Genomic DNA, 25,134 nt, shown 5'->3' on the forward strand with positions numbered 1-25,134 from the left:
CCGACGTCGCTGGGATCAGCGGGTCAGTTTCTTATAGGCCAGACGCGTCGGACGATCGGCGGCATCGCCCATGCGGCGACGCTTGTCCTCTTCATACGACTCGTAATTGCCTTCGAACCATTCGACATGGCTGTCGCCCTCGAACGCCAGGATGTGCGTGCAGAGGCGGTCGAGGAAGAAGCGGTCGTGGCTGATGACCACGGCGCAGCCCGCGAACGTCTCCAGCGCCTCTTCCAGCGCGCGCAGCGTTTCCACGTCCAAGTCGTTGGTCGGTTCGTCGAGCAGCAGGACGTTGCCGCCCTCCTTCAGCATCTTGGCCATGTGGACGCGATTGCGCTCACCGCCCGACAGCTGGCCGACCTTCTTCTGCTGGTCGGGGCCACGGAAGTTGAACGCGCCGACATAGGCGCGCGTGCCCAGCTCCTGCTTGCCGAAGCGGAAGACCTCCAGTTCGTCGGAGATTTCCTGCCAGACATTCTTGTTGGGATCGAGTTCGTCGCGGCTCTGGTCGACATAGCCGAGCTTGACGGTCGAGCCGATCTCGATGGTGCCCGCGTCGGGCTGTTCCTGGCCGGTGATCAGCTTGAACAACGTCGACTTACCCGCGCCGTTCGGCCCGATCACGCCGACGATACCGCCCGGCGGCAACATGAAGTCGAGACCTTCGAACAGCAGCTTGTCGCCGTACGACTTGGTCAGGCCCTTGGCCTCGATCACCTTGCCGCCCAGACGCTCGGGGATCTGGATCAGGATCTGCGCCTTGCCCGCGACGCGGTTCTCCTGCTTCTCCATCAGCTCCTCGAACGCGCGGATACGCGCCTTCGACTTGGTCTGGCGCGCCTTGGGCGTCTGACGCATCCAGGCCAGCTCGTCGGCGATCGCCTTCTGCTTGCCCGCCTCGTCGCGCTCTTCCTGCTCCAGGCGCTTGGCCTTCTTTTCCAGATAGCCGGAATAGTTGGATTCATAGGTGTAGTAACGGCCGCGATCGAGCTCGAGCACCCAGTTCACGACGTTGTCCAGGAAGTAACGGTCGTGGGTGACGAGGATGACGTTGCCGGTATACTCCTTGAGATAGTTCTCAAGCCACGACACGCTCTCGGCGTCGAGGTGGTTGGTCGGTTCGTCGAGCAGAAGGATGTCGGGCTTTTCGAGCAGCAGCTTGCAGAGCGCGACGCGGCGCTTCTCACCGCCCGACAGGCGGGTGACGTCGGCATCGCCCGGCGGGCAGCGCAGCGCTTCCATCGCCTGTTCCAGCTGGCTGTCGAGCGACCAGCCGTCGACCGCATCAATCTTGGCCTGAAGCTCGCCCATCTCTTCCATCAGGGCGTCGAAATCGGTGTCGTCCTTCGGATCGCCCATCTCGGCCGAGATGGCGTTGAAGCGATCGACCAGATCGGCGATCGGGCGCACGCCGTCCTTGACGTTGCCCATCACGTCCTTCGACGGATCGAGCTGCGGCTCCTGCGCCAGATAGCCGACGCGGACACCCTCGGCGGCCCAGGCCTCGCCGGTGAAATCGGTGTCCATGCCCGCCATCACCTTCATCAGCGTGGACTTGCCCGCGCCGTTCGGGCCGATGATCGCGATCTTCGCGCTCGGCAGGAACTGAAGGTGGATGTTGTTGAGGACAGGCTTGTTGGCGCCGGGGAAGGTCTTGGTCAGACCCTTCATCACATAGGTATATTGGACGGCCATGGCGGCGCGGGGCTCCGTGCTTTTGCGACTGTGGGATATTTGCCCGCCCATGTAGTGGTTGCGCGGGCGGTTGGCAAACGGGACCGGCTGCGTAACACTCCGGCCCATGAAGCGCTTTCTTCTCGCGGCCTTGACCGCCTCCGCCCTGTCCTCCCCCACCTTGGCGCAGCGGACCCCTCCGCCCCCGCCCGCCACCGTCGCACCCGAGATCGAACGGCTGCGCGATGCGGCGCTGAACGATACGGTCGCCTGGGATATCGTCGAGGGCCTGACGACCGAAGTCGGCCAGCGGCTGGCGGGCACCGAAGCCGAGGCGCGCGCCCGGGCATGGTCGGTCGCCAGGCTGACGGCGCTGGGGTTCAAGAATGTGCGGATCGAGCCCTATCGGATGCCGGTGTGGGAACGCGGCGCGGAGAGTGCGGAAATCCTGGCCCCCTTCCCGCAGAAGCTGACGCTGGCCGCGCTGGGCAATTCGGGTGCGACACCGGCGGGCGGTCTGACCGGCGAAGTCGCGGTCTTCGCCAGCATGGCGGCGTTCCAATCGGCGCCTGATGACGCAATCCGGGGCAAGATCGTCTATATCGGCAACGCCATGCCCCGGACCCAGGACGGATCGGGCTATGGCGCCTATGGCACGGCGCGCTTCACCGGCCCCGCGCTGGCGGCCAGGCGCGGCGCGGTTGCGATCGTCATCCGTTCGATCGGCACCGACCATCATCGCTTCCCCCATACCGGCACGACCAACTTCCCCGAAGGCGTGAAGCCCATCCCTGCGGCCGCCCTTCCCGTTCCGGACGCCGAGCAACTGGAACGAATCGCCAGCCGGGGCCAGCCGATCCGCATGAAGCTGGTCCTCACCCCGCGCATGGTCGGCACCCGCGAATCAGGCAACGTGATTGCCGAGGTGCCCGGCAGCGATCCGTCGGCGGGTATCGTGCTGGTCGGTGGCCATCTCGACAGCTGGGACCTGGGGACGGGGGCGATCGACGATGCCAGCGGGATCGCGATCACCGCCGCGGCGGCCAAGCGGATCATGGACGCGGGGCAGCCACGCCGCACCATCCGCGTCGTCTGGTTCGGCGCCGAGGAGGTCGGCGGCATGGGCGGCGAGGCCTATGCCAAGGCCCATGCCGGTGAGCGGCATGCCACGGCATCGGAAAGCGACTTCGGCGCGGACCGGGTCTGGCGGTTCGAGGTCAACCTGCCCACCACCGCCAAGCCGGTCGCGGACCGGTTGCAGACCGCACTGGCGCCGCTGGGCATCGCGCGGGGCAGCGGCCTGGGCGGTGACGGCACCGATATCGGCCCGACGATCAAGCTCGGGACCGCCGGGATCGACCTGAACCAGTCGGGATGGGATTATTTCGATACCCACCATACGCCCGACGACGTATTGGACCGCGTCGATCCGGCGGCCCTTCGCCAGAATGTCGCCGCCTGGACCGCCATGCTGGCGGTGGTCGCCAACGCGCCCGAGGCCATCGGCCCGGTCACCCCGCGCTGATCCGTCGGCCTGACGGTAACCTTTTGGTAACGCCAACGCCTTGAAAAAGCCCGATCCGTGCCATCGGTTCGTCGCGAACCTTGCGATCCGATGAATTTTGCGGATTGACCGCGATGAACCGCACGTTATTTGAGCCGCTTCGCGACGGCATTCGGGCCGGCCGCGATTTTTGCTTTGCTTGGGAGCATTCGAATGAAGAAGATCGCTTTCGTTCTCGCTGCCGCCGGCCTGATGTCCGTCGCCGCCTGCAACAAGTCGCCGGAAGCTGCCGCTGTTGAGAACAACGCGGACATGCTGGCTGACAACATGGAAATGTCGGCTGACAACCTGGATGCCGCTGCAGACAACACCTCGAACGCTGCTGCTGCCGCGACCCTCGAGAACGCCGCCGACAACATGAACGCCGCTGCCGACAACGTCCGTGACGCTGCCGACGCCAAGGCGGACAACATGCAGTAATAGTCGCCTCGGACCTTCGGGTCCGAAGCGCCGACTGCTATGTCGGAAAAGGGCGCTTCCCATGCGGAAGCGCCCTTTTTCTTTGCCCGATTTCCTGTGCAAAGTTGCCGCACGACGCTTGCGAAGTCCGGCCGCATCACGCTAACGACATTCGCGGTGGGGCCTGTAGCTCAACGGTTAGAGCTGGCCGCTCATAACGGCTAGGTTGCGGGTTCGAGTCCTGCCGGGCCCACCAATTTCCCGCTTAAAGAATTGTTTTTCCACAATTTTTCGGCTGAATATGTCTAACCCTAGGCCCAAGGTTAGACAAATCGGGTCATTTTTGATCCGAAAATCGGTTGATAGTCCGGTTGATCGCACCATCGGCGAGGCCTTCTTGATCGGCAGCGGCCGTATAAATGGCCACTTCGCTATCTCCCTTCCAACCGCCCACGGCCTTGATTTCCAGCTGGGTGGCTTGGCTCTGGGCCATTCGGCGGGCGATCGCCTTGCGGAGGCCGTGCGAGGTGCATTGGGGCAAGCCTGCCTCATCGCACCATTCGCGCATCTTGTTGCCGAAGCCATCCTTCGTGAAGGTCTTGCCAGCGGTGGTGACTAGGAACGAGCGCAGACCCACGCTGTCCATGGCGTCGATCGCGCGGCGTAGGTCCGGGGCCATCGGCAGCCAAAGGTCGGCCTGATTCTTTGCCGCTGTGAAATTGATTTTGCTCCGTACGACATGCGCCGGGCCGAACAGGCGTGCATCCCCTCGCCGCTGCCCCGTCCACAGCATGATTTCCAGCGCCAGCCTTGCGCGGGTGCCCAGCGGGTGCCGCGCCTTGTACTGCGCAATCTCCTGCTCGGTCCAAGTATGAAAGCCGGTCAGCTTGGTCTTCCCGATCGTCGCGGCATCCTCGACGGGGTTATGTTCGATCCACTTCAGCTTTTTGGCATAGGCGAACAGACGCCGCAGTTCCTTGCGCAGCTTCACCGCCGCGACTTGGCCGCCCATCGTCCGTTTGCGAGTGTCGTCCCAATGCTTCTCGGTGCGGGCCAGCAGGATCGCCTCGATATGCTCGAACCCGAAGTCCGACACCAAATCGTCCACAAAATCTTGTCGGAAACTGTCGATAAGATATTTGCGACGCGCTTGCGTGTCTGGCGTGCCTCGCCCTTTGAAATCGCCCGCCGCGTAATAGCGCGATACTAGATCGCCCACGCTGCCCGGCACGGCCGGACGTACGACGATCATCGGCCGCTCGGCCAACAAAGCCTCATATTCCGCTTTGAAACCTTTTTCGTCCGGCAGGTGCTTCATATAGACGGGCTTGCGGCCAGCCTTACGAAACCGCGCGCGAAGTTTGCCGTGGCGGTCGGGGTTTACCGTGACATTCTTATAGCGGGTCTTCACTTGGGCAGCAGCCTGTCGAGCGGGTTCGTGCGAGCAACTATTGTTGGTAAGTCACTGGCGTCGATAACCATGTTACCATGAACATCGATGGCGACGCGAACATGGCCAAAGCCCGCGTCTCGCGCGCCCTTCATGGCCCTGGTCACATCGGTCTTCGTAAAACGCGCGGGCGCAGTCATTGGACCGCCCTCCCCTTTTCCATTTCAGCCAACCGCCGAGCGCAACCCTGTGGGTCACTCGCGTAATGGCGATTTGTTCGATGCATTATGCGGCCGCCCGATCACGGCTGGCGGTATGTCGAACATAAGACGCCGCGATCCAGATATGGGGCATCGAGCCGGGGATGACCGGTTCGAAATGCCATGCCAGTGCCACGGCGCAGGCCGCCATGTCCTGATCGGGGCCCGTCACTGCGGCCTTGGCCACTGCGCGCAGGTCGATCAGGATTTCCGACCAGCTGGCCCCGTAGGTGCGCGGCCAGTCAATCGGCTCGATCAGGTCTGCCAGCCGCTCGACGTCCCGCCAGATAGCGACGATCGCGGCCATGACGCGCTCACGCTGGCGGGCGGTGTCGGGCGTCATGCGGCGCTTGGCGATCGATGCCGGATCACGCGCGCGCCTGCTGGCCAGCAACTGTTCGGCCGCCTGCGCCAGCTGCGACCATTGATCGCGCAGGCGCGGGGCGTACAGCGTGCGCCGCGTGTCGCGGTCGCGAAGGACCGCCTGCCAGTGGCGGCGATCCGCGGTGTCCGGCTGGGCGTCGGACAGGAGGCTGAAGCCGATCATGCCGCGGCGCCGTTTGCCGTGGAAATGGCCTTTGCCATCAGCACGGCACTCCGTCATCGGGGGAGAAGTTCTTGAGGAGGGCGCGGGCGTGGGCGGGGCCAGCGTGCGTGACCAATTCGTCCAGGCGGTCCACCATGTCCGCGCCGATCGGGCGCAGGCTGATAATCAGGCGCAGGGTGCGTTCGGCCATGTCCATGGCGGCCGCGCCGCATGTGTTTTCATGGCATTGGCACGCGCATTCCGGCGGAAGCTGCGAGGGGCCGCCTTCGGTATCTTGAAAAAGGCGGCGGCCGCGCGGTGTGGGCGCGTCGTCAATGAAACGCGCCGCGATCGGTTCGCCGCCCGTCATCATCACGATGTTAGCCCGATGGTAGATGAAGCCTTTCGCGGTCCTGACACGCCAGAAGCCGCCATTGGAAAGGACGCGACTAAGCCCCCGGTCTGTCCCCTGCCACGCCAGCAAGCGCCGGGCAGTCGAGAGTTTAAAGCGTGGGGGGAGGCGATCGAACTCGCTCATGCGTGACCTCCGATCCAGAGGCCATAGGCGACGCCACAGACGACATAGAGCGCCAGCGCCAAGGCCACGGCAAGGAAGGCCGCGCCAGCGCTGTCATTGCGGTTCGGGTCTTCGGGCTGCTGCTGGGGTTCGTCGCGATCGGCGGGCGTGCCCGCGTGGTGATCGCGGATCAGTGCGGGCAGCGCTTCAGGTGCGGCGCGCCAGCGTTGGACGCGGCCGGACAAGTCGGCAGGGTGGTGATGCACGATGGCCTCCATCGCCGCTCCATGCGGCGTGGCCATCTTGTGCGATTATCGCATTTACCGTGTCAATCTAAAACTGCGATAATCGCATATATTGACGTGGATCGGTTTTTGTTCCTAATCTGTTCCACGTCTAGTAGCGCGTTTGGGAGGACGTCGGGTGAGTTTGTTTTATCGGGTCAGCGTGTTTGGCGTGCCTAAGGGTCCATGGCGCGCGACGATACCGGCCGTCCGACGTGATGCCATAGAGGCAGGCGTTGGTAGTTATGACGAAGATCACAGATTCTTTCTGGATGCCGTTGCGAGCATAGACGCTGCACACGAAAATGAACTTATCCGTTCCGGCGCGGAATATCCCGGATCGTATAGGAGAAAACCCGGCCAAGGATTGTTATTGGCTCACCGCCAAGCATGATATCCGCATGTTCGTCATTAGACGAACAAGGAACCAGCCGTGCAGGATCAGCCTGAAATTCCTTGAAGGTGGTCCGGCCATCTTGTGTTTGTACAACGTACCGGCGACCGGGCCACAAAGCTTTGTCGTCGGGATCAACAATCAGCGTAGTGCCGTCCGGGACTATTAAGTCCATCGAATCGCCCTTCACTGTCAAACCATAAGCATGTGGCGGCGTTTCCGGGTCGGCAACCGGAATCCATCGCCCTGCGCGTTGCTCAGCCTCAGTGGGGCGACCCGCCGGAACTTCACCTAAAAGCCGTATCCTTCGAAGTGCGGGCTCTGGCTCGGGGTCAGCGGAAAATTCGCGTTCTATCGCGGCCATTTCATTGGCTTTAAAGCTACGTGTGCCGCCCAGCGCCTTCGTTAGATAATTCGGGTTCATTCCGATCGCATCAGCGAGGTCGGTGATGGACATGTTTCGCGACGCGAGTTCGGCGCGGATTTCCTGGGGCGTCAGCATGCCCAAACCATTCCGACGAACTGCGATAGTCGCAACTTCGATAATCGCATATTGTTGTTGCAGTACAAATGCGAATATCGCATTAAACGCACATGACGACCGTATCCGACCGCATCATTGACGCTCTCGGTGGCACGACTGCCGTGAGCCGGAAGGCCGAAACACCGCTCTCCACAGTCCATAGCTGGCGGAGAAACGGCATTCCCGCTTCGCGGCTCGCCCATCTCAAGCTGATCGCATCTGCCGAAAACATGCAGATTGATTGGAGTACGGGCGAACGGCTGAATCATGACGCAACCGATACGGTCGCTGTCGTTGCGTCGTCACCCAATATTTCGCGTCAGATTATCGGGCAGGTGCCCGCATGAGCGTGACCCGTCAGGCGCTGAAGCGCGCCACCGATGACATGTTATCGTCGCTGGGCGGCCAGACCAAGGCCGCGCCCTTCACTCGCGTCGGGCAGTCGACGCTCAGCACCTATGCTTCCAGGAACAACCCGGATGCCTTCGCGCCGATCGACGTCATCGCCGATCTGGAGCCGCTGACCCGCGAATTTCCCGACTATCCGGCTGTCACGCGCGCGCTGTGCGCGATCAATGGCGGTGTTTTCGTGCCGCTGCCTGATGTTCCGACCAGCGACGCGGACCTGCTGACCATGATGGGCCGCCTGTCGAAAGAGGCGGGCGACGTGACGCAGGAAATTTGTGCGGCGCTGTCGGACGGCCGGATCGATCGCGTCGAACAGGCCAAAATCCGGCGGGAAGTCCGCCACCTTCTGGAAATCGCGGTCGCGCTGGACGCGATCGTCGCCAACGTCCCTACCGAGGAACCCCGCTCATGAAGCTGAACCTGCCTGCTCGCGTCCCCAATGAGGGGGCGCGCCGCCTCGCCTATTACCTGAACGACAAGCCGGGCGCGTTCGCGCGGTTCGTCCGCAAGGCCGAGGTGTCGGAAACGATGGCGCAACGCCTGATCAATGGCGAGGTCATCCCCGACAACGATCTGGCCAAGGCCATATACCTCGCCACCGACTGCGCCGTCTGGTCGCGTCATTGGGTGTTCCGGCCGGAGGGCGGTTGGTTCGATCGTCCCACTATCCGCGTCGCGGCCTAATTCGGGAGGCGCGGGGATCACCATGGGGGGGCTTGCTGCCCAAACTAACGGTGCAACGCTGGCCGCGTCCGAGGCGGCGCTGCGGGCATGGGTTTTCACGGCGCAGCCCGGCGCGCGCCTGACCATCGCGACGGGGCAGGAACCGCCGCGTGACCAGCCGATCTGGTCGGCCGTGCGGGCCATGGTCGATATGGGGCTGATCAGCATGTTCAGCCCGCGCCGTCCCGATGGCCGGGGCTTCGACTATGTGGCGCATCGCCTGCCCAGCCCGGTTGCCGTCCATCGCGACGATGCCAGCCGGGAGGCGCGCGTTTTCGCGGAAATCGAACGGTGCGTGGCGATCGGCGAGCCGATGCCCACGGACAGGCAATTGGCCCGCCGCTGCGGCTTCGGGCACGCCGATGAGGCCAGCTATGCCCTGCGCAAGCTGAAGGCCCGCACCGCCGGTGATCGCCGCATTTGCGTCATCAATCACGGGCCGTTGGAGCATCGCCAAGCGATCATCCTGTCCACCGGCCTGACGACAATCCGAAGGAAATTCGTGGTGGAGGCCGCACATGGTTGACCCGTGGGAGGGCTGGACGGCCGGGGCGTTCGATGCGCTGGGCGTTGCTGAAGTTGGTGGTGGCTGGACGCCGTATCGGGCGGCGGGCTGGATCAAGGGCGCGTTTGCCTTGGATTTCCGCCCGATGCTGCCCCATGTGTGGGACGCGACGCCGAACGGGACGCCGCCCTTCGTCTGGGTGCTGACCCATCTGCCCACCCAATATGGGATGTGCGCGATGGCGGCTCCGGCGGAAACGGCGGTCGTGCTGGCCGACAAGATCGCGGCGATGACCGATTGGTCGGCCGTGACGGTGGAGTCTGCCCCCTTCCTGAATGGTCGGATGCAGGCGTTCATGGCGCAGCATCGCCGCATCTTCGTGTGTAATGGTAATCAGACGATCCCGCCCTGGGGTGACGTGGCATGAGCGGTCGTCTCGCCAAGACGCTCCGGCGCGATTTCGCGCTCTATCGCAGCCATATGGACGTGGCGCGCGATCCCGATGTCTATCCAGCCGATCGGCGAAAGGCGTGGGATCGTGCGGCAAATGCCCGCGTCCGGGTTGAACGCCAGATTGCCCGTATCGAGGCGGCGGGGCTGTGATGTGGCTTTGTCCTGTCCGTGGCTGCGGATCGTCGCGGCGCAAATGGCAAGCGGTGTGTGATCGCTGCTGGCCGAAGCTGCCCCGTGATCGGCGGGCCGATATCATGGAGACACGCGCCAGCGGTGCGAAGCATCTGGAGGCGCGTGCATCGATGGCTGCGGTGGACTGGCTGAACGCGCGCATAGCGCAGGCCGCGCGGCGGGTGGGCGATGATCCGCCCTGATCGGGCAGGCCCAGCCGCCACCATTTCCGACGATCGGGCGCGGCCCGGATCGTCACGACAGATTGAATTTCCGGGGGATCGCCTGTGACTTCGCAAACCCCGCTTAGCCCTATGGGGCAAGCGGCCCTCACTTATGCGCGCCGTGGATGGGCCGTTTTCCCATGCCGCGAACGCGACGAAACCGTTCAGATTGCCGGTGGCGGCGAACGAACGTTCAAGGCCAAGGCCCCGTACACGGGCAAGGGCCTGAAGGATGCGACGCGCGATGAGCGTCGCATTACCGCGTGGTGGCGTCAGCATCCGAATGCGCTGATCGGCGTCCCGCTGGGCGATAACGGGCTGTTCGTGCTCGATTTCGATCCGCGCGTGGATGACGAAACGGGCGAAGTCTTCACGCTGGAGCGGCTGAAGTACGATCTGGAGGCGCAGATGGGGTGCCCCCTGCCCCGGTCGGTCACGTCCATGACACAAAGTGACGGCGTGCATGTCTGGCTGAAACAGCCCGAGGGCGAGCCGATCCGCAACCGTGGCAACCTGCCCGATCATGTCGATGTGCGTGGCCTTGGCGGTTATGTCTGTGTGGCGCCGTCCGTGATGGCCGAAACGGGTGCGCGGTATCGCTGGCTGGATCGCGGGGACTGGCGGGACGATAGCGCCTTTGCCGAGGCCCCGGCCGCGCTGGTCGACATATTGCGCACGCGCGGTGGCAAGCCCGCCAAGCTGAAGCCCGCCCCGGCCGGGGGCGCGGCTGCGCCGCGATCGGCCGTTGACCAGGCGCTTTCCGAAGATGCGGCCGTGCGGAAGTATGCGCTGGCCGCGCTCGATGGCGAATTGGGCGAGGTTCGGCGCGCGGGCACCGGCAAGCGCAATGAGCGCCTGTTTGAGGCCGCGCTGAAGCTGTCGTCATTGGTGGCGGCCGGGGCGCTGGACGGGGCGATGGCGCGGCACGCACTGGAGGCGGCCGCGCGAGACAATCCCGGCCGTGATGATGAGGGCCAGCTGCAAGCCACGATCAACTCCGGCTGGTCAGCAGGAAGCGATAGCCCTCGCAATCTCAGCGAGATTGCGGCCGCTTCACGAGAGAGAGCGAACCGCCGTTCCCAAGGGCGATCCTCCCACCGTTCCGCGCCCGGCCCCGCCCCCGCTCCGGGGGGAGAGGCGGAACAAGACCGATCCTTCCACCGTGGAAGGGAGGAAAATCCAAACCCCGACATGGGGTGGGAGGCGCGCGAGCGGGTTTTTCGCCTTGCGGACGCGTGGTTGGGCCGGACCGTCGAACGATGCCTGCCCGTCGAGCATGACCTGAAGCGCGCGGCGTTCGGGATCGGGCGGCGTGTCGCGGCCGGGCTGTTGTGCGAATCGCTGGCGCGCGCTGCGCTGGCGACGGTCTATGACGGGATGGCCGACGCGGTAGCGCTGGGCAGTGCGGTGGATCGCGCCATTGGGGACGGCTGGAACCGGGGCTATTCGCTCGACCAGTCGGCCACCGGGCTGCAATGCGCTGTGTTCCCGATGACGGATTTCGGCATCGCCGAGCGGTTTCGCGCCCGTTACGGGGCCGATTACCGTTATACCACGGCAAAGGGTTGGCTGGGCTGGGACGGGCGGCGCTGGCGGGTGCTGGATCAAGACGAAAAGACGCCCCCGGCCGAGGTGATATCGGCCGCGTTCGACACCATCCGTTCGATACAGGAAGAGGCCCGCCTGATCCGGGACACGGGCGTTCAGGAAGCGTTGGTGACGGTCGGGAAAAGCACGTTCCTGCCCGAAGTGCATGTCGACGCGGCCGCCATGGATCGGTGGGTTCTGGTCGGCGTCACATGGAAGCGCCATTCCGACCTGATCGCGGCATGGGGTCGAAAATCAGAGACGGTCGACAAGCCCGCGTCCGTCGCGAAACTGGCGCGGCGATGGCTAACCGTGCCGATCGAAGCGTTCGACCACGATGCCTTCGCAGTGAATGTGCAGAATGGCACCCTCCGGTTCCGACGTGAGGAACGCCCGGACGGCAAAATCAAGGCCAGCGTGGAGTTGGGCGAGCATAGGCGGGAGGATCTACTGACCAAGCTGTCGCCTGTGGTTTATGATCCAGATGCGACATGTCCGCTGTACGATGCCAGCCTTGAATGGGCGCAACCCGATGAGGCCATGCGGCGCTACCTGCATCAGCTGGGCGGCTATTCGCTGACCGGCGATGCCAGCGAGCAAAAGCTGTGGTTCTGGTGGGGGCGCGGCCGAAACGGCAAGGGCGTGACCATCGAAAGCTGGACGCACGTAGCCGGTGACTATGCCGACACGATTCCGATCGGTTCGTTTCTGGATCAGGGCATTAAGAAGCGCGGTGATGCTGCCTCGCCCGATCTGGCCAAGCTGGGCGGCGTCAGGATGCTGCGTGCGTCCGAGCCGGGCAAAAACGAAACGCTGGACTCTGCGTTGATCAAGCTGGTGACGGGCGGTGAGCCGGTCGCGGTGCGCATGTTGCATCGCGGGTTCTTCAATCTGGTCCCTCTGTTCAAGCTGATCATCATCGGGAACAGCAAGTTCAACATTCCCGACACGGATGACGGCATTTGGGGCCGCATGAAGCTGGTGTCCTGGCTGCGGAATATCGAGAAACCGGAAGAGGGTGTGGCCAACTGGCCCAAAAAAGACCCGCATCTGGTCGACAAGATCAAAAAGGGTGAAGGCCCCGGCCTGCTGAACCGATTGGTGGCTGGCCTGCTGGACTATCTGGAAAACGGGCTTGTGGAGCCTGCCAGCGTCACGCAGGCCACGGAGGCTTATCGCGACCAGTCCGACCCGCTCGCGCGCTTCCTGCGCATGTGTACGGTCGCCGAGGCATCAAGCCGCGTGCAGTCGTCGCAGTTGCATGAGGTGTTCGTGGCGTGGGCCAAGGCGGCCGGTGAGCGCGAATGGTCGAACAAAGGTTTCTCCAATGCCCTTGCCGAGAAGGGTTATCAGAAAAAGGCGTCCAACGGGATGCAGTGGTTGGGGCTGAAGCTGATCAAGACGGTGGACGATTTTGTCGACATTCATGGCAAAGTGGTGCCATTGGAGGATCGGGACGACGATGATGTCCCGCCTTCAGTCGGTCAGCCGCCCCCCGGCACCGCGCCCCCGCCGCCACCGGATGACGATGGCGATGCGCTCTAAATCTCTCCTATCCTTCCGGTTGGAAGGGTCGTGGAAGGGTCATTGGAAGGCGAAAACGGCGGATATCTGCGCCTTTGGAAGGTTCGGAAGGATAATCGGAACATAGCATCGTTAGGCACATGCGCATGCGCATTATGCGCGCATGAAAGAATATCTCTTTTATCCTTCCTATCCTTCCAATCCTTCCAAACGAAAAAGATAAGGTAATAAAACCAATGGCATATGACTTCAGCAATGCCGGAAGGGTTGGAAACGAAGGTTCCGAGACCGGAAGGTTCATGACCTTTGAAGCGGTGGAGGCCCGTTTGGTGGAGGCAGTGCGGCTCTGCTGGCGGATGCCGGGCAACCACTGGCCGTTCGCCAAGGATGGGCCGTGGAGCCTGATCCAGAAGGACTGGTGGGATTGGGATGCACGGGATGAGCGGCCGATCCCGCGCAGCCCGCTTAGCCGGGTGGAGGTGATGGAACGGGATGAGGCCGTGGCATGGCTGCGCCTGATCCCCGGCGATGAGGATCGCCGCTTGGTGCTGCTGGCGGTGACGCAGCTGGCCAAGGCGACCAGCGACCGAGCGCGTGTGTCGTGGCTGAAGCTGCTGCGCCCGCTTGGCAAGACGCACGGGGCCGATGGGCTGCGGATGCGGTACGGCCGGGTGTTGAACGCCCTGACGGTCCGTATCAACGCTGTACGGGGCTGAAATGGCGGTTTTCCGCGTCCGGACATGTCAATCCACTTTAGGTCCGGACATGAAAATATCGCTGTTCGTTTCCGGACCTATATTGGCGTAAATATCAGTACGTTGGGGACGGGCCTTTAGCGGCGCGACTTCCACTCCTTCTTCGGCCTTTCAGGGCGGCGCGGCTTCGGCCTCGCCGCCCTTTCCTTTGGTGGTGCATGACGAAACTCAGGATGATGGGCGGGCCGCTTCGCGTGATGCGGTCATCCATGATCCGCGTGCCCACCAATGAGCGGGAGCGGGATGCTGCGCGGCGGGATCGGCCATGGCGGAAGTGGTACAAGACGGAGCGCTGGCGCAAGCTGCGCATAGCGACGTTCGTCCGGGATCACTTCACTTGCCAGTGGCCGGGCTGTGGCCGGGTGGAGGGCAACACCTCCAAGCTGGTCGCGGACCATAGGCGGCCGCATCGTGGTGACGAACGCTTGTTCTGGGATGAGGGCAACCTCCAGACCTTGTGCAAGCCCTGCCACGACAGCGCGAAGCAACGTGAGGAAGCCCGGCATCATCGCTGATGCGGGGAGGCCCACCCCCCTACCAAAAGTTCTGAACGGGCCGCCCCTCTGGACCCGCATTGGCCCCATTCGGAGATTTTATTTTCATGTCGGATAATAATGGCGAGGTGATCCAGGCGGCGTTGCCGTTGGTGGATGGCCACGGCATGCCTATCCGCATCTGCAAGCGGGGCCGCGGCCGTCCGGCGTTCGAAAAAACGCCGGAAATACAGCGGCTTGTGGCCATCATGCTGACTAAGGGCGCGAGCAAGGATGAGATCGCGGCGGCTATCAGCTGCTCGGTTCGCACCTTGGAGCGCTATTTTAGTCCTGAATTGGAGCGGGCCGGTTCGGCCCGTCTGCTGGCCGAAGCGCGCAACGTCGACCGCCTCATGAACGCGGCCGACAAGGGCAATGTCTCCGCCATGGTCCAGATCGACAAGAAACTGGATCGGTGGGCCATCGCCGCGCCGCAGGCCAAGCCCAAGCTGGAACCCAAGGTTCGGAAGCTGGGCAAAAAGGAACAGATCGTCGCGGAAGCGCACGAAGCCTCACAGAGTGGTGAATGGGGCTCGTTGCTGAAGCACTAGAGCGCCGGTTCGCTGATCCGTCCTGGGCCGTGTTTGCGTGCCCTGATTGGGCGGATCGGTTGGCCGGACGGCGTTCGCTGATACCGGACGAACTGCGCGACCTGCTCGACTATGCCGAGGCGGAACGGGCCGTCGCCATCTTCAACAAACTGCGCCTGCCGGACGTGCCGGGGCAGCCGACGATGGCGGAAGCCGCTGGCGAGTGGCAGCGCGATATTATTCGCGTGCTGTTCGGGACGATCGATCCCGACACGCGGGTGCGTCTGTTGCGCGAAATCTTCGCGTTGGTGCCGAAAAAGAACGCCAAGACCACGGGCGGCGCTGCCATCATGATTACGGCGCTGCTCATGAATGAGCGGCCCCGCGCCGAGTTCGTTCTGGTCGGCCCGACGCAGGAAGTTGCCGACACGGCTTTTCAGCAGGCCATGGGCATGATCGAAGCCGATGCGTTCCTGCAAACCCGGTTTCACGTCGCTGCCCATAACAAAACGATCACGGATCGGGTCAGCAAGGCCCGGCTGAAGGTCAAGACGTTCGATATGAAGGTTGCCACCGGGTCTAAACCGGCGGGCATCCTGTTGGACGAATTGCACCTGATGGCCAGCATGGCCGATGCTGGGCGTGTTATCGGCCAGCTGCGAGGCGGCATGATCGCCAACCCGGAAGCGTTCATGGTGATCATCACCACGCAATCCGACAAGCCACCGGCCGGGGCGTTCAAGACCGAGTTGGATTACGCGCGCGGCGTGCGAGACGGCCGGATCGTGCAGGACGTGGCCATGTTGCCGCTGCTCTATGAAATGCCCGAGGCAATGCAGCGGGATGGTTCATGGCGTGATCCCGCGCACTGGCACATGGTGCTGCCCAATCTGGGGTTGTCGATCACGCTGGAGCGGCTGGCATCCGAATATCGGGCGGCGCGGGATAAGGGGGTTGAGGAAGAACGCCGCTGGGCTTCGCAGCACCTGAACGTGCAGATCGGTCTGGCGCTTCATACCGACCGTTGGCTGGGGGCCGATCACTGGGAGAAAAGCGAGGATAAAACCGTCACCCTCGCCCAGATGCTTATCCGCTGCGAAGTGATCGTGGGCGGCGTCGATGGCGGCGGGCTGGATGACCTTATGGCGCTGGCGCTGCTCGGTCGGTGCGCGGAAACCCGCGACTGGCTGGGATGGGTCAGGGCATGGGCACAAGATGCGGTCTGGGAGCGGCGGAAGGAAATCAGTCCGCTTCTCGACGACTTCATTGCCGATGGCGATTTGATCCGTTGCACCAGCCCGACGCAGGACTTGGAAGAAATCGCTGCCTTGCTGGTGACGGTGAAGGACGCGGGGTTGCTGCCGGAAAAGGACGGCGTGGGGCTTGATCCCTTTGCCATCGGCCCGTTGATTGAAGCCTGTCTTTCCGCTGGTCTGACCGATGAGGACATGTTCGGCATCCGACAGGGCAGCGCGCTTTCGCCTGCCATCTGGACGGCCGAACGCAAACTTGCTGACGGGACACTCTGGCACGCCGCTCAGGCGTTGATGGCGTGGTGTGTCTCGAACGCGAAGGTGGAGCAACGTGGCAACGCGGTGCTGATCACCAAGGCCGTCGCAGGCAAAGCAAAAATCGATCCGCTGATCGCGTTCTTCAATGCGGTGATGCTGATGAGCCGCAACCCTGAAGCGCGACGGCGACCTGTTTACCTGAAGCGCGGCGTTCGCCGCATCTGAGGAGGCCCATGTCACCTGACGACTATCGCCGGGCGGCGGGCTATCGCCGTTCCGCCTCCGCTGGCGCGCCCGCAATGGGGCATAATCGTGGCCCGGACGTAAAAGCCTTTGAGACGCTGGACCTGACCAGCCCGCTGCTGCGCGAGTTCATGGGGGCCGGTCGCACGGCGGCATCGGGCGTGACTGTCACGCAGATGATCGCCCTGCGCAACAGTGGCTTTTTCCGCGCGACGAACCTGATTTCGTCATCGGTGGGAATGCTGCCGACCCAGCTGCACCGCCGCATGGCGGACGGCACGACCGAAAAGGCCAAGGATCACCCGCTCTACCGCGTGCTGCACAAGCGCCCGAACGGCTACCAGACGGCGTTTGAGTTCAAGAGCTACATGCAGTTGTGCGCGTTGCTCGACGGCAATGCCTATGCGCGTGTGGTCTGGGGGATGCGCAAGGGCCGCAGGGCGGTCCTGGCGCTGTTGCCCTTCCCGCGCGGATCGGTGCAGCCAAGCCTGTCCGACGGTCTGGAACTGACGTTCAAGTACAACCCGAAGAATGGCGGGCAGCAGACGTTGGCCGCATCCGAAGTTTTCCACTTCCGCCACCCCGTGACGCTAGACGGGATCAAGGGCGTGAGCCTGCTGGACGTGGCGGTCGAAACGCTCGGGCTGGCGGCTGCGGCCGAACGTGCGCTGGGCAAACTGATGGCGCAGGGCGTGCTGGCGGGCGGCGCGATCGAGTATCCCCGCGAACTGGGGGATGAGGCATTTGAGCGACTTCGCTCCAGTATGCACGACGATCATTCGGGCGTGGAAAACAGCGGGTCGTGGTTCATCCTAGAGGACGGGGCCAAGGCCAATCCGTTTCACAATGCCAAGGACAGCCAAACCGACGAAACCCGCAGGCGACAGACGGAGGATTTGGGGCGGTTTACCGACATTCCCCGCCCGCTGCTGATGCTGGACGAAACCAGCTGGGGTTCCGGCATTCGGGAATTGGGTCTGTTCTTCGTCAGCTACTGCCTGACCAAGTGGTTTGTCGCATGGGAACAGGCGATTGAGCGTTCCTGCCTGACCGAAGCCGAGCAAGACGACGATGAACTGTACGTCAAGTTCAATGACGGCGCATTGCTGCGCGGCTCGCTGAAAGAACAGGCCGAGTTCTTTTCCAAGGCCCTTGGCAACAACGCCGCGTGGATGGTGCCGAACGAGGTTCGGGGAGCCTTTGAACTTAACCCGCACCCGGATGGGGACGGGCTTCCACAGCCAAAGCCGTCCGGGACTTCGCCCACAACCAAAGAGGACAACAACGATGACTGACCAGCGCCCCGCGTCGCCTGCATCCGGCGCGGTCAAGACGATCAATGGCCGCCCGGTTCCGGGCAGCAAGCCGAGTGGCCAGACGCCCGGCCGCCCTCGCTCGATCATCGGCGGGGTTCAGGCGCGCGCTCGCCCGGCTGCTCTGCCCATTCCGGCTGATCGCCGGGTTTCGGCCTTTTCGCCGTTGCCGGTCATGGAGCGGTGGGGCGAGGACGCGGCGGGCATCCGCCCGTCCGCGCTGGAATCCGGTGACAATGTGATCACCATGTTCGACGTGATCGGCGAGGACTGGTGGACCGGGGGTGGTGTCACCGCAAAGAAAGTGGCGTCGCAGCTGCGCGCGATCGGCGATCGGCCGGTTGAGGTGCAGATCAATTCGGGCGGCGGGGACATGTTCGAGGGCCTCGCCATCTACAACGTGCTGCGCGAACATCCCCAACCCATCACCATGAAGGTCATGGGCATGGCGGCGTCGGCCGCGTCGGTGATCGCGATGGCGGGCGATAGCGTCCAGATCGGCGCGGCCTCGTTCATCATGATCCACAATTGCTGGGTGATCGCGTCGGGCAACCGGCACGACTTCGCAGAGGTCGCGGCCTATCTGGCTCCCTTCGATCAGGCCATGGCCGATGTGTATGCGGCGCGCAGCGGTCAGACCACGGCCGATTGTGCCAAGTGGATGGATCAGGAAAGCTGGCTTTCCGGCTCGCTCGCGATCGAACGCGGCTTTGCCGACGAACTGCTGGCGGCAGATCAGATGAAGGTCGACGACAAGGCCAAGGCTTCCGACCGTGCCGCCAACGAGGTCCGCGCCCTCGAAATGACACTGATCAACAGCGGGATGACGCGCACTCAGGCGCGCGCCCGCATCAAGAGCCTCAAGGGTACGCCCGGCGCTGCCCCTGACGATGCCGACACGCCTGGCGCTGGCGGCGACCCCGAGCTGCTGGCTGCCATGCAGTCCCTGCTCAACGACTTCCGCAGCTAACCAAAGAGGCAACCATGAAGTATCAGACGAAGACTGCCCTTGCGGCGGTGGCGACGGTGCTCGCCCATCCCATTCGCGCCCTGCTCGGCACCGGCAAGCCGCAGCTGACCCTGACGGCCCCGACGCTCCAGCCGCGCGGCCGGGTCAATATCCTTGGCGACCTAGGCGAATATGGCGAACTGGATACGTCGCCCACCGTTCGCGAAGTCATCGCGGCCATGCCGCGTGCGCTGATCGCGACGCCGATCCGCGCCGATGTGACGGGCGATCCCAAGGCCATGATCGCGGCCCTTCAGACTGCCCATAATGAGTTCAAGGGCACGATCGAAGCGAACTTGGGTGCGAAGGCCGATAGCGCCGAGGTGCAGGCCAAACTGGACGCGATCAACGGCACGCTGAACACGCTGGAGGCGGCGCTTAACGATCATGCCTTGAAGGCGGCAGGATCGGCGCTTTCCGGCGGGCGGATTGCCCCGTCCGACCCGGAATATTCCAACGCCTTCGCATCGTTCATGCGGGCCGGTGGCCGTGAGGACGAGTTTAAGCTGTCGGCCGAACAGAAGAAGGGGCCGCGCGCTGCCATGTCCGAGGGCGTGCCCGCCGATGGCGGCCTGCTGACGCCGCAGGAATGGGACCGTTCGATCACCGGCCGCCTGAAGCTGATCACGCCGATGCGGGCCGAATCGACCGTCATCACGATCAGCAAGGCGGGGTTCACCAAGCTGTTCACGGATCGCGGCGTCGGCTCGGGCTGGGTCGGTGAAACCGCGTCGCGCCCTGCGACGGCCACGCCGCAATTCAAGTCGCTGCCCTTCGGGCTGGGGCAGATTTACGCCAATGCGGCCGCGTCGCAGGACGTGCTGGATGACGCAGAGATCGAACTGGAAAACTGGCTGATCGGTGAAATCGACACCGAGTTTTCCCGTCAGGAAGGCGTCGCGTTCGTGGCCGGTGACGGCACCAACAAGCCGCATGGCTTCCTGAACTATGCCACCGGCGGTTCGGCGGCCGATCGTCATCCGTGGGGTGCGATCGAAGTCGTGGCCAGCGGGGCCGCAACGGCGATCGGGGCGGATGCGGTGGTGAGCATCGTCTATAAGCTGCCCGCCATCTACACCCCCAACGCCAAGTTCTACACGAACCGTTCGACGCTGGGCAGCATTCGCAAGCTGAAGGATGGCCAAGGCAACTACCTGTGGCAGCCGACTTTCGTTGCAGGGCAGCCTTCGACCCTGGCGGGCTATCCCCTGATCGACATGCCGGACATGCCCAACGTCGAAGCGGGGGCACTGGCGCTGGGCTTCGGCGACATGCGGGAAACCTATCTGGTCATCGACCGGACCGGCTTCCGCGTCCTGCGCGATCCCTACACCAACAAGCCCTACATCAGCTTCTACTGCACCAAGCGGGTCGGGGGCGGCGTGAAGAACGTCGACTCGATGAAGCTCATGAAGATCGGCGCCAACTGATCGCTCCGGGCTGGCACTTCGCCAGCCCGGTTCATCCAAGGCGTGCGTCCGGCACGGTTTCGGTGAACCCCAAGGAGGATGTTATGGACGATGTGACGAAACTGCTCGATGGCAGCATCGACAATGTGAAGGCGGGTCTGTCGGGGTTGAGCCACGACGATTTGCTGCGCCTGAAGGCGGCGGAAGAGGCAGGCAAAAACCGAAAGGGCGTGCTGGACCTGATCGGCGCGGCATTGACTGACGTGGATGCGAAGCGGGCGGGCGGCTTCGTGCAGAACGCGCCGATGACCAGCAATTCGGTTGCGGCGGATACCGTCACCACCGCCCCCGCGAATATCCCTCCCGCGACCACGATCGACACGTCCGGAGCGCCGCAGCAGATCGTCGGTGACGTCGATATGTCGCACCCTGCCGTGGATGCCGACCCGCGCGCGGGCACGACCGACGATATGAACCGGATCGACTTCAACGATCCGAACCTGTCCGGCCCCGATGCCGTCGCCAAGATGCTCGACGCGAACAAGGGCTGATCAATATGGGCCGCCCGGATCGGGTGGCCCTTTTCATGCGAGGGGACGATCATGGCGGGCATCACGCTGGATGAAGCGAAACGCCAGCTGCGCCTTACGCCGAGCAACACGTCACAGGACGAGGAAATCAAGGGTTTCCTTGCCGACGCGCAGGCTTGGGTGACGGGTTATACGGGATTCCTGTTCTCCCCGCAGGCCGTGACCGAAAAATTTCGTGTGCCGGGGCGGCGGATTGAATTGCGCTCATGGCCGGTGAAGCCGGGGGCGATCGTGACGGTTTCCTATCCCGATACCAATGGGAACCCGGCCATTTTTCAAGGCGCGCAGGTCCAGTTCGATGCCGGGCGGGTCAGCCTGACGCTACCTTCGGGGCGGGGTTGGCCGTTGTCGGATACATCGCAATCCTTGACGATCACGACCGAAGCGGGCTTGCCTGATGGAGTCGCGGTGCCCGGCGAAATCCGGCGGGCGCTCCTGATGCTGATCGGTGCCTATGATGACGATCGCGAGGGCGGCGATACGATCGCGAAGGCCGAGGCGACCGCGCGGCGGCTTTGCAGGCGTTTCCGACAGGGTGGCCTGTGAAAAAGGGTTCGCTGGATCGGCTGATCCGCATCGAGCGCAAGGTCAAGAACGCCTCTTTCGCCGGGGCCGGTAGCGCCAAATGGGAGTTGGTCGCGGAAGTGTGGGCGTCGGTGCAGGATGCGCTGCCCAGCCGCGCCGAGCGGCTGGCGGAGGGCATGACCATGACCGCCCATCCGGCGCGGGTGCGTATGCTCTATCTCGACGGGATCACCACCGCGATGCGGTTCGTGGAAGGGGACCGCATCATGCAGATCGTGTCCGGCCCAGCGATGCTGGGGCGGCGTGAAGGCATGGAGTTTATGGTGGAGGACTACAGTCCCGCCGGGAACCCAGCCTGATGGCCAAGGTGACGGGTCGCGATGACGTTAAGCGCTATATCGCAGCCGTTCCGGGGTACTGCCGAACGAAACTGCTGCCCGGCGCGGCCCGTGCCGGAGCCAAGGTTATTGCCACTGAGGCCCGCGATCGGTGCGAGTCCGATCGCGTTGCGGCCGATATCGTTGTTAAGGCGCGGCCCATATCGGATGACGTGATCCGCGTAGTTGTCACGGTGAAGCGGGGCTTTTCGTACTCGCTGGGCATCTGGCTCGAATACGGGACCGCGCCGCACTTCATCGCAGCCGTTGGCGGCGTCGGCGCGCGGAAGCTGAATGAGAAACTGAAGGACAGCAAGGCCAGCCCAACCCTTGTGGTCGGTGGGCGGCCGGTCGGGCCGGAGGTCTTTCACACCGGATCGCGCGCCTTTCCGTTTCTGCGTCCGGCGCTGGACGTGAAGGAAACCGAGGCGATCCGCGCCGCGCAAAAATACATCACCACCCGCCTGAGCCGGAAAGGCCTGGCCCCCGACGACATGGACGATGACGCATGAGCGACCAGCCTATCCCTGACGTGATCGACGGGGCGACGATCATCGGCGCGGTGTTGCAGGCCTATGCGCCGCTGCTGGCGCTGGTCGACCGCGACAGCATCAAGGGCGGCCGCCTGTCCGGTGACGAACCCTTGCCCGCCCTGCTGGTCCGCACGGTCAGCGTCGTGGACCGCAAGCGGCTGAAGCGCAGCACGACCCGGCGTTGCATCGATCGCGTATCGGTGACGGTCCGCGCGGTCAGTTGGGCGCAGCAGCGCGCCGTGATCGGCTTGGTGGCCGACGCGGGCGCGGATCGCACCGGCAAGATCGGAGGCGGCTTGAACGTGTCCATCCTGCTCGCCGGGCGCGGGCCGGACGTGGATGGCCCCGGCGACACTTACGAACAGGCCCAAGATTTCCGCGTCACTTACGACGCCCTCACTGGAGCATGACCATGACTGATACGACGACCGAAGCCCCCAAGTTCAAGGCCACGGTGCTGCGCGATTTCACCGACGCAGGCACCGAGACCAATTACGCGAAGGATCAGGAGGTCCAGCTTACCGCTGGCGAACTGCTGAACCTGTCGCTGGCCGGTCTGGTCGAAAAGGTGGCCGACGCCCAGCCCGACGAGGGCAAGACCAAGGGCAAGGCGACCAACGCCTGATCCATCCCGCCGCTTAACAGGAGCAACACACTATGACTTCGCAGACTGCGGCGGGCACCACGCTCGCCATTTCCGCCGCTGCGCCCGCCACTCAGGACAAGGCCGGTTTTGCCGCCCTGTCGTTTCTGGTCATCGGGCAGGTGGAAAAGCTGGGCACCTTCGGCACCAGCTTCGCCAAGGTTGAATTTCAGCCGATGAAGGGCGGCAAACAGAAGTATAAGGGCTCGCCCGATTATGGCGCGCTGTCGCCGACGATCGCGCTCGACAGCGCCGATGCCGGGCAGACCCTGTTGCAGACTTCGGGCGATGACGAGAGCCAAAAGCTCTATTCCTTCGCCGTCACCTATCAGGACGGCGCGATGCGCTATTTTCAGGGCCGCACCTTCGGGATGCCCGAAACGGCGGACGGTGCCGACACCATGCTGACCGCTGCCCCGGCCATCGAAATCTGCACCAAGCCGGTGAAGGTCGCCGCCCCCGCCTAACCCCCTTCCGGCTCCAGCCGGATCAAGAGCATCGGCCCGCCCCGCGTTGCGCAGGACGGGGCGGGTCGGTGCATCCCGCGCAATCCCGCCGCAAAGAGGTTTCAATGCTCGATATCACCACCAAGGCGATCAGCACCGCCGCGCCGCTGCACCTGAAGGACGCCAGCGGCAATCTGATGTACGATGGCGGCCTGCCCGTCCGTATCCATCTCTATGGCCCGGCCTCGCCGCAATATGCCCGGATCGAAGAACTCCAGACGGCGCGCGCGCTGAAGCGGGCGCAGGACAATGAGGGCAAGCCGTCCGCCATGTCGGCCGATCAGCGGCGCGAAACCACTGCCGAAGACTATGCGGCCGTCACCGTGTCGTTCGAGAATTTCACCTACCCGCCTGCTGGCGACGCCACGGGCGCGGACCTGTTCCGCGCGACCTATGCCGATCCGGCGTTGGGCTTCATCGTCAACCAGATTACCCGGTTTCTGGCTGACTGGGGAAACTTCAAGCGAGCGTAGGCCAAGGCCTGACGCTCTACGTTCGGCAAATGGCGTGGCTGGCCGCCACGCCAAAGCCCGCCGAGGGGTCCAGACGGGCTGAACGGTGGGAAAAGGCCCCGGCCGCCACAAAGCGCAGCCGGGCCGAAAGCATGGGGAAAAAGGCGGCGGAAAACGCCATGCCGCCCAATCCCATGCCGCACCTGATCGAACGGTTCATGGAAATGGGCATGGTCGAAGCGACGGGCATGGGCACCGTCGCGCTTAGCTGGCCGACGATCGCCGCATGGTCGCATATGACCGGGGTGCGGCTCTGCCCGTGGGAGGCCCGGCTTATCCGCCGCCTGTCCGTCGAATATCTGGCGGAAGGGCGGCGGGCCGAGGCAGAGACCTGCCCTGCCCCGTGGAAAGCCCCGGTCAGCAAGGCCGAGATTGACGCGGAACGGGCCGGGCTGGAGCGGTTGCTAGGCTGATCAGCGATGATCCGTGACGTAGCGCTTCAGCACATCGTCCAGACGGGATTGCCAGCCCGACCCGGTGGCTTCGAAATAGTCGACCACCTCCGGGGACAGCCGGATCGTCTTGGGGATTTTGGTCGGCTTTTTCTGTGGGCCGCGCACGCGGCGCATTTCGGCCGCCATAGCGGGCAGTGCTTCGGCGAACGGCCGGGCGCTGGCCAGCTGGGCGTCGGTCAGTTCGGGGTTGTCTGACACGGCATCCATGTCCGCTTGGGTGTAGGGTTTCGTCATTCCACCAATTTCCTTTCCTTGGCGCTGGCGGGGCGGGCCGAGATGATCGAAAGCCCTTCGGTGCCCAGCGTGGCGAAAATCACGGTGATGACGCCGTTCAGGCGTCCAACCGCGAACCAGCGGCCTTGTTTCGCTTCGCCGATCATTGCGGACAGGAAGAACGCTTCGTCGATATCGGCGAAATCAATGCCGTGCTTGGCAAGGTTCGCGGCGCGCTTCGGTTCGTCCCATACGATCATCATGGGTTTTTTGTACGCACGAAAAGCCTGAGCGTCAACATAAATTGTAAGTACAAATAGGGCTGTCCGTTCGGGCGGCCCTTTTTCTTTT

General features: G+C 63.8%; 35 protein-coding genes and 1 tRNA gene. 27 read left to right on the top strand and 9 right to left on the bottom strand.

Going from position 1 to position 25,134, the window contains the following annotated elements; all coding sequences use genetic code 11:
• Positions 1-15: 15 nt before the first annotated feature.
• Complete coding sequence (ettA, locus tag ACQR50_RS09100; RefSeq protein ID WP_056434837.1) at positions 16-1,695, bottom strand: energy-dependent translational throttle protein EttA; 1,680 nt, start codon at positions 1,693-1,695, stop codon at positions 16-18.
• A 106-nt stretch (positions 1,696-1,801) separates the two neighbouring features.
• Here ettA and ACQR50_RS09105 point away from each other — a divergent pair, with 106 nt between their 5' ends.
• From ACQR50_RS09105 to ACQR50_RS09115, 3 genes are all read left to right on the top strand, one after another.
• Entirely contained in the window at positions 1,802-3,199 is a 1,398-nt protein-coding gene (locus tag ACQR50_RS09105; RefSeq protein ID WP_428968052.1) for a M20/M25/M40 family metallo-hydrolase, read from the top strand.
• Positions 3,200-3,391: 192 nt separating this feature from the next.
• Complete coding sequence (locus tag ACQR50_RS09110) at positions 3,392-3,658, top strand: hypothetical protein (protein WP_428968053.1); 267 nt, start codon at positions 3,392-3,394, stop codon at positions 3,656-3,658.
• A 159-nt stretch (positions 3,659-3,817) separates the two neighbouring features.
• Positions 3,818-3,893: transfer RNA gene (locus ACQR50_RS09115), tRNA-Ile, on the top strand.
• Positions 3,894-3,974: 81 nt separating this feature from the next.
• Here the strand turns inward: ACQR50_RS09115 and ACQR50_RS09120 are convergent.
• The 6 genes from ACQR50_RS09120 to ACQR50_RS09145 form a co-directional block, all read right to left on the bottom strand.
• Entirely contained in the window at positions 3,975-5,048 is a 1,074-nt protein-coding gene (locus ACQR50_RS09120; protein ID WP_428968054.1) for a tyrosine-type recombinase/integrase, read from the bottom strand.
• Positions 5,045-5,227 carry a hypothetical protein gene (locus tag ACQR50_RS09125; protein ID WP_428968055.1) on the bottom strand — a complete coding sequence of 61 codons (183 nt, stop codon included), beginning with the start codon at positions 5,225-5,227 and terminating at the stop codon, positions 5,045-5,047. The genes ACQR50_RS09120 and ACQR50_RS09125 overlap by 4 nt, the downstream gene beginning before the upstream one ends.
• 85 nt (positions 5,228-5,312) lie before the next feature.
• Entirely contained in the window at positions 5,313-5,834 is a 522-nt protein-coding gene (locus tag ACQR50_RS09130) for a hypothetical protein (protein ID WP_428968056.1), read from the bottom strand.
• Between the two features lie 37 nt (positions 5,835-5,871).
• Positions 5,872-6,351 carry a hypothetical protein gene (locus ACQR50_RS09135; RefSeq protein ID WP_428968057.1) on the bottom strand — a complete coding sequence of 160 codons (480 nt, stop codon included), beginning with the start codon at positions 6,349-6,351 and terminating at the stop codon, positions 5,872-5,874.
• Complete coding sequence (locus ACQR50_RS09140; protein WP_428968058.1) at positions 6,348-6,632, bottom strand: hypothetical protein; 285 nt, start codon at positions 6,630-6,632, stop codon at positions 6,348-6,350. Before ACQR50_RS09140 ends, ACQR50_RS09135 begins: the two co-directional genes overlap by 4 nt.
• Before the next feature lie 293 nt (positions 6,633-6,925).
• Positions 6,926-7,510: a LexA family protein gene (locus ACQR50_RS09145; RefSeq protein ID WP_428968059.1), complete on the bottom strand. Its 585-nt coding sequence runs from the start codon at positions 7,508-7,510 to the stop codon at positions 6,926-6,928.
• Positions 7,511-7,602: 92 nt separating this feature from the next.
• Here ACQR50_RS09145 and ACQR50_RS09150 point away from each other — a divergent pair, with 92 nt between their 5' ends.
• From ACQR50_RS09150 to ACQR50_RS09265, 24 genes are all read left to right on the top strand, one after another.
• Positions 7,603-7,878, top strand: coding sequence for a carph-isopro domain-containing protein (locus ACQR50_RS09150; protein ID WP_428968060.1), 276 nt, complete (start codon positions 7,603-7,605; stop codon positions 7,876-7,878).
• Positions 7,875-8,351 carry a phage regulatory CII family protein gene (locus tag ACQR50_RS09155; protein WP_428968061.1) on the top strand — a complete coding sequence of 159 codons (477 nt, stop codon included), beginning with the start codon at positions 7,875-7,877 and terminating at the stop codon, positions 8,349-8,351. The genes ACQR50_RS09150 and ACQR50_RS09155 overlap by 4 nt, the downstream gene beginning before the upstream one ends.
• On the top strand, positions 8,348-8,623 hold the full coding sequence (locus ACQR50_RS09160) for a hypothetical protein (protein WP_428968062.1): 276 nt from the start codon (positions 8,348-8,350) through the stop codon (positions 8,621-8,623). Before ACQR50_RS09155 ends, ACQR50_RS09160 begins: the two co-directional genes overlap by 4 nt.
• Positions 8,624-8,645: 22 nt before the next feature.
• Complete coding sequence (locus ACQR50_RS09165) at positions 8,646-9,188, top strand: hypothetical protein (RefSeq protein WP_428968063.1); 543 nt, start codon at positions 8,646-8,648, stop codon at positions 9,186-9,188.
• Entirely contained in the window at positions 9,181-9,594 is a 414-nt protein-coding gene (locus ACQR50_RS09170) for a hypothetical protein (protein WP_428968064.1), read from the top strand. The genes ACQR50_RS09165 and ACQR50_RS09170 overlap by 8 nt, the downstream gene beginning before the upstream one ends.
• On the top strand, positions 9,591-9,770 hold the full coding sequence (locus tag ACQR50_RS09175) for a hypothetical protein (protein ID WP_428968065.1): 180 nt from the start codon (positions 9,591-9,593) through the stop codon (positions 9,768-9,770). Before ACQR50_RS09170 ends, ACQR50_RS09175 begins: the two co-directional genes overlap by 4 nt.
• Positions 9,771-9,823: 53 nt before the next feature.
• Positions 9,824-9,994, top strand: a complete 171-nt coding sequence (locus ACQR50_RS09180) for a hypothetical protein (protein ID WP_428968066.1) — start codon at positions 9,824-9,826, stop codon at positions 9,992-9,994.
• Between the two features lie 111 nt (positions 9,995-10,105).
• Positions 10,106-13,147 carry a phage/plasmid primase, P4 family gene (locus ACQR50_RS09185; protein WP_428968067.1) on the top strand — a complete coding sequence of 1,014 codons (3,042 nt, stop codon included), beginning with the start codon at positions 10,106-10,108 and terminating at the stop codon, positions 13,145-13,147.
• Positions 13,148-13,425: 278 nt separating this feature from the next.
• The gene (locus ACQR50_RS09190; protein ID WP_056434819.1) at positions 13,426-13,842 is read left to right on the top strand and encodes a hypothetical protein; all 417 of its coding nucleotides are present in this window, start codon (positions 13,426-13,428) and stop codon (positions 13,840-13,842) included.
• A 197-nt stretch (positions 13,843-14,039) separates the two neighbouring features.
• On the top strand, positions 14,040-14,396 hold the full coding sequence (locus tag ACQR50_RS09195; protein WP_428968068.1) for an HNH endonuclease: 357 nt from the start codon (positions 14,040-14,042) through the stop codon (positions 14,394-14,396).
• An 86-nt stretch (positions 14,397-14,482) separates the two neighbouring features.
• Positions 14,483-14,965: a hypothetical protein gene (locus tag ACQR50_RS09200; RefSeq protein ID WP_428968069.1), complete on the top strand. Its 483-nt coding sequence runs from the start codon at positions 14,483-14,485 to the stop codon at positions 14,963-14,965.
• A complete protein-coding gene (locus ACQR50_RS09205) occupies positions 14,941-16,680 on the top strand; it encodes a terminase large subunit (protein ID WP_428968070.1) in 1,740 nt (579 codons plus the stop codon). Before ACQR50_RS09200 ends, ACQR50_RS09205 begins: the two co-directional genes overlap by 25 nt.
• 8 nt (positions 16,681-16,688) lie before the next feature.
• Positions 16,689-17,993 (top strand): phage portal protein, encoded by a 1,305-nt coding sequence (locus tag ACQR50_RS09210; protein WP_428968071.1) that lies wholly within the window; start codon positions 16,689-16,691, stop codon positions 17,991-17,993.
• Positions 17,986-18,981, top strand: coding sequence for a head maturation protease, ClpP-related (locus tag ACQR50_RS09215; protein ID WP_428968072.1), 996 nt, complete (start codon positions 17,986-17,988; stop codon positions 18,979-18,981). The genes ACQR50_RS09210 and ACQR50_RS09215 overlap by 8 nt, the downstream gene beginning before the upstream one ends.
• Positions 18,982-18,995: 14 nt before the next feature.
• Complete coding sequence (locus tag ACQR50_RS09220) at positions 18,996-20,450, top strand: phage major capsid protein (protein ID WP_428968073.1); 1,455 nt, start codon at positions 18,996-18,998, stop codon at positions 20,448-20,450.
• A gap of 83 nt (positions 20,451-20,533) precedes the next feature.
• On the top strand, positions 20,534-20,980 hold the full coding sequence (locus ACQR50_RS09225; protein ID WP_428968074.1) for a hypothetical protein: 447 nt from the start codon (positions 20,534-20,536) through the stop codon (positions 20,978-20,980).
• A gap of 51 nt (positions 20,981-21,031) precedes the next feature.
• Positions 21,032-21,565, top strand: coding sequence for a head-tail connector protein (locus ACQR50_RS09230; protein ID WP_428968075.1), 534 nt, complete (start codon positions 21,032-21,034; stop codon positions 21,563-21,565).
• Positions 21,562-21,903 carry a head-tail adaptor protein gene (locus ACQR50_RS09235; protein ID WP_428968076.1) on the top strand — a complete coding sequence of 114 codons (342 nt, stop codon included), beginning with the start codon at positions 21,562-21,564 and terminating at the stop codon, positions 21,901-21,903. The genes ACQR50_RS09230 and ACQR50_RS09235 overlap by 4 nt, the downstream gene beginning before the upstream one ends.
• The gene (locus ACQR50_RS09240) at positions 21,903-22,433 is read left to right on the top strand and encodes an HK97 gp10 family phage protein (protein ID WP_428968077.1); all 531 of its coding nucleotides are present in this window, start codon (positions 21,903-21,905) and stop codon (positions 22,431-22,433) included. Before ACQR50_RS09235 ends, ACQR50_RS09240 begins: the two co-directional genes overlap by 1 nt.
• Positions 22,430-22,864, top strand: a complete 435-nt coding sequence (locus tag ACQR50_RS09245; RefSeq protein ID WP_428968078.1) for a hypothetical protein — start codon at positions 22,430-22,432, stop codon at positions 22,862-22,864. The genes ACQR50_RS09240 and ACQR50_RS09245 overlap by 4 nt, the downstream gene beginning before the upstream one ends.
• A gap of 2 nt (positions 22,865-22,866) precedes the next feature.
• The gene (locus ACQR50_RS09250) at positions 22,867-23,079 is read left to right on the top strand and encodes a hypothetical protein (protein ID WP_428968079.1); all 213 of its coding nucleotides are present in this window, start codon (positions 22,867-22,869) and stop codon (positions 23,077-23,079) included.
• A 32-nt stretch (positions 23,080-23,111) separates the two neighbouring features.
• Positions 23,112-23,564 (top strand): hypothetical protein, encoded by a 453-nt coding sequence (locus tag ACQR50_RS09255; RefSeq protein ID WP_428968080.1) that lies wholly within the window; start codon positions 23,112-23,114, stop codon positions 23,562-23,564.
• Positions 23,565-23,668: 104 nt separating this feature from the next.
• Positions 23,669-24,076, top strand: a complete 408-nt coding sequence (locus tag ACQR50_RS09260; RefSeq protein ID WP_428968081.1) for a hypothetical protein — start codon at positions 23,669-23,671, stop codon at positions 24,074-24,076.
• A gap of 29 nt (positions 24,077-24,105) precedes the next feature.
• Positions 24,106-24,528 (top strand): phage tail assembly chaperone, encoded by a 423-nt coding sequence (locus ACQR50_RS09265; RefSeq protein ID WP_428968082.1) that lies wholly within the window; start codon positions 24,106-24,108, stop codon positions 24,526-24,528.
• On the opposite strand, the gene ACQR50_RS09270 is transcribed toward ACQR50_RS09265, so the two are convergent.
• Together ACQR50_RS09270 and ACQR50_RS09275 are read right to left on the bottom strand one after the other, a co-directional pair.
• On the bottom strand, positions 24,529-24,804 hold the full coding sequence (locus ACQR50_RS09270) for a BrnA antitoxin family protein (protein WP_428968083.1): 276 nt from the start codon (positions 24,802-24,804) through the stop codon (positions 24,529-24,531).
• Positions 24,801-25,043 (bottom strand): BrnT family toxin, encoded by a 243-nt coding sequence (locus ACQR50_RS09275; protein WP_428968084.1) that lies wholly within the window; start codon positions 25,041-25,043, stop codon positions 24,801-24,803. Before ACQR50_RS09275 ends, ACQR50_RS09270 begins: the two co-directional genes overlap by 4 nt.
• Between the last annotated feature and the right edge of the window lie 91 nt (positions 25,044-25,134).

Source organism: Sphingomonas sp. Xoc002 (assembly GCF_050408055.1).
Taxonomy (GTDB): Bacteria; Pseudomonadota; Alphaproteobacteria; order Sphingomonadales; family Sphingomonadaceae; genus Sphingomonas; species Sphingomonas yabuuchiae.

What these genes read in the sequence shown, in the direction of transcription:
- ettA (WP_056434837.1), bottom strand. Translation starts at nt 1,695, where the DNA reads ATGGCCGTCCAATATACCTATGTGATGAAGGGTCTGACCAAGACCTTC.
- ACQR50_RS09105 (WP_428968052.1), top strand. Translation starts at nt 1,802, where the DNA reads ATGAAGCGCTTTCTTCTCGCGGCCTTGACCGCCTCCGCCCTGTCCTCC.
- ACQR50_RS09110 (WP_428968053.1), top strand. Translation starts at nt 3,392, where the DNA reads ATGAAGAAGATCGCTTTCGTTCTCGCTGCCGCCGGCCTGATGTCCGTC.
- ACQR50_RS09125 (WP_428968055.1), bottom strand. Translation starts at nt 5,227, where the DNA reads ATGACTGCGCCCGCGCGTTTTACGAAGACCGATGTGACCAGGGCCATG.
- ACQR50_RS09130 (WP_428968056.1), bottom strand. Translation starts at nt 5,834, where the DNA reads ATGATCGGCTTCAGCCTCCTGTCCGACGCCCAGCCGGACACCGCGGAT.
- ACQR50_RS09135 (WP_428968057.1), bottom strand. Translation starts at nt 6,351, where the DNA reads ATGAGCGAGTTCGATCGCCTCCCCCCACGCTTTAAACTCTCGACTGCC.
- ACQR50_RS09140 (WP_428968058.1), bottom strand. Translation starts at nt 6,632, where the DNA reads ATGGCCACGCCGCATGGAGCGGCGATGGAGGCCATCGTGCATCACCAC.
- ACQR50_RS09145 (WP_428968059.1), bottom strand. Translation starts at nt 7,510, where the DNA reads ATGCTGACGCCCCAGGAAATCCGCGCCGAACTCGCGTCGCGAAACATG.
- ACQR50_RS09150 (WP_428968060.1), top strand. Translation starts at nt 7,603, where the DNA reads ATGACGACCGTATCCGACCGCATCATTGACGCTCTCGGTGGCACGACT.
- ACQR50_RS09155 (WP_428968061.1), top strand. Translation starts at nt 7,875, where the DNA reads ATGAGCGTGACCCGTCAGGCGCTGAAGCGCGCCACCGATGACATGTTA.
- ACQR50_RS09160 (WP_428968062.1), top strand. Translation starts at nt 8,348, where the DNA reads ATGAAGCTGAACCTGCCTGCTCGCGTCCCCAATGAGGGGGCGCGCCGC.
- ACQR50_RS09165 (WP_428968063.1), top strand. Translation starts at nt 8,646, where the DNA reads ATGGGGGGGCTTGCTGCCCAAACTAACGGTGCAACGCTGGCCGCGTCC.
- ACQR50_RS09170 (WP_428968064.1), top strand. Translation starts at nt 9,181, where the DNA reads ATGGTTGACCCGTGGGAGGGCTGGACGGCCGGGGCGTTCGATGCGCTG.
- ACQR50_RS09175 (WP_428968065.1), top strand. Translation starts at nt 9,591, where the DNA reads ATGAGCGGTCGTCTCGCCAAGACGCTCCGGCGCGATTTCGCGCTCTAT.
- ACQR50_RS09185 (WP_428968067.1), top strand. Translation starts at nt 10,106, where the DNA reads ATGGGGCAAGCGGCCCTCACTTATGCGCGCCGTGGATGGGCCGTTTTC.
- ACQR50_RS09190 (WP_056434819.1), top strand. Translation starts at nt 13,426, where the DNA reads ATGACCTTTGAAGCGGTGGAGGCCCGTTTGGTGGAGGCAGTGCGGCTC.
- ACQR50_RS09195 (WP_428968068.1), top strand. Translation starts at nt 14,040, where the DNA reads ATGACGAAACTCAGGATGATGGGCGGGCCGCTTCGCGTGATGCGGTCA.
- ACQR50_RS09200 (WP_428968069.1), top strand. Translation starts at nt 14,483, where the DNA reads ATGTCGGATAATAATGGCGAGGTGATCCAGGCGGCGTTGCCGTTGGTG.
- ACQR50_RS09205 (WP_428968070.1), top strand. Translation starts at nt 14,941, where the DNA reads ATGGGGCTCGTTGCTGAAGCACTAGAGCGCCGGTTCGCTGATCCGTCC.
- ACQR50_RS09210 (WP_428968071.1), top strand. Translation starts at nt 16,689, where the DNA reads ATGTCACCTGACGACTATCGCCGGGCGGCGGGCTATCGCCGTTCCGCC.
- ACQR50_RS09215 (WP_428968072.1), top strand. Translation starts at nt 17,986, where the DNA reads ATGACTGACCAGCGCCCCGCGTCGCCTGCATCCGGCGCGGTCAAGACG.
- ACQR50_RS09220 (WP_428968073.1), top strand. Translation starts at nt 18,996, where the DNA reads ATGAAGTATCAGACGAAGACTGCCCTTGCGGCGGTGGCGACGGTGCTC.
- ACQR50_RS09225 (WP_428968074.1), top strand. Translation starts at nt 20,534, where the DNA reads ATGGACGATGTGACGAAACTGCTCGATGGCAGCATCGACAATGTGAAG.
- ACQR50_RS09230 (WP_428968075.1), top strand. Translation starts at nt 21,032, where the DNA reads ATGGCGGGCATCACGCTGGATGAAGCGAAACGCCAGCTGCGCCTTACG.
- ACQR50_RS09240 (WP_428968077.1), top strand. Translation starts at nt 21,903, where the DNA reads ATGGCCAAGGTGACGGGTCGCGATGACGTTAAGCGCTATATCGCAGCC.
- ACQR50_RS09245 (WP_428968078.1), top strand. Translation starts at nt 22,430, where the DNA reads ATGAGCGACCAGCCTATCCCTGACGTGATCGACGGGGCGACGATCATC.
- ACQR50_RS09250 (WP_428968079.1), top strand. Translation starts at nt 22,867, where the DNA reads ATGACTGATACGACGACCGAAGCCCCCAAGTTCAAGGCCACGGTGCTG.
- ACQR50_RS09255 (WP_428968080.1), top strand. Translation starts at nt 23,112, where the DNA reads ATGACTTCGCAGACTGCGGCGGGCACCACGCTCGCCATTTCCGCCGCT.
- ACQR50_RS09260 (WP_428968081.1), top strand. Translation starts at nt 23,669, where the DNA reads ATGCTCGATATCACCACCAAGGCGATCAGCACCGCCGCGCCGCTGCAC.
- ACQR50_RS09265 (WP_428968082.1), top strand. Translation starts at nt 24,106, where the DNA reads ATGGCGTGGCTGGCCGCCACGCCAAAGCCCGCCGAGGGGTCCAGACGG.
- ACQR50_RS09270 (WP_428968083.1), bottom strand. Translation starts at nt 24,804, where the DNA reads ATGACGAAACCCTACACCCAAGCGGACATGGATGCCGTGTCAGACAAC.
- ACQR50_RS09275 (WP_428968084.1), bottom strand. Translation starts at nt 25,043, where the DNA reads ATGATCGTATGGGACGAACCGAAGCGCGCCGCGAACCTTGCCAAGCAC.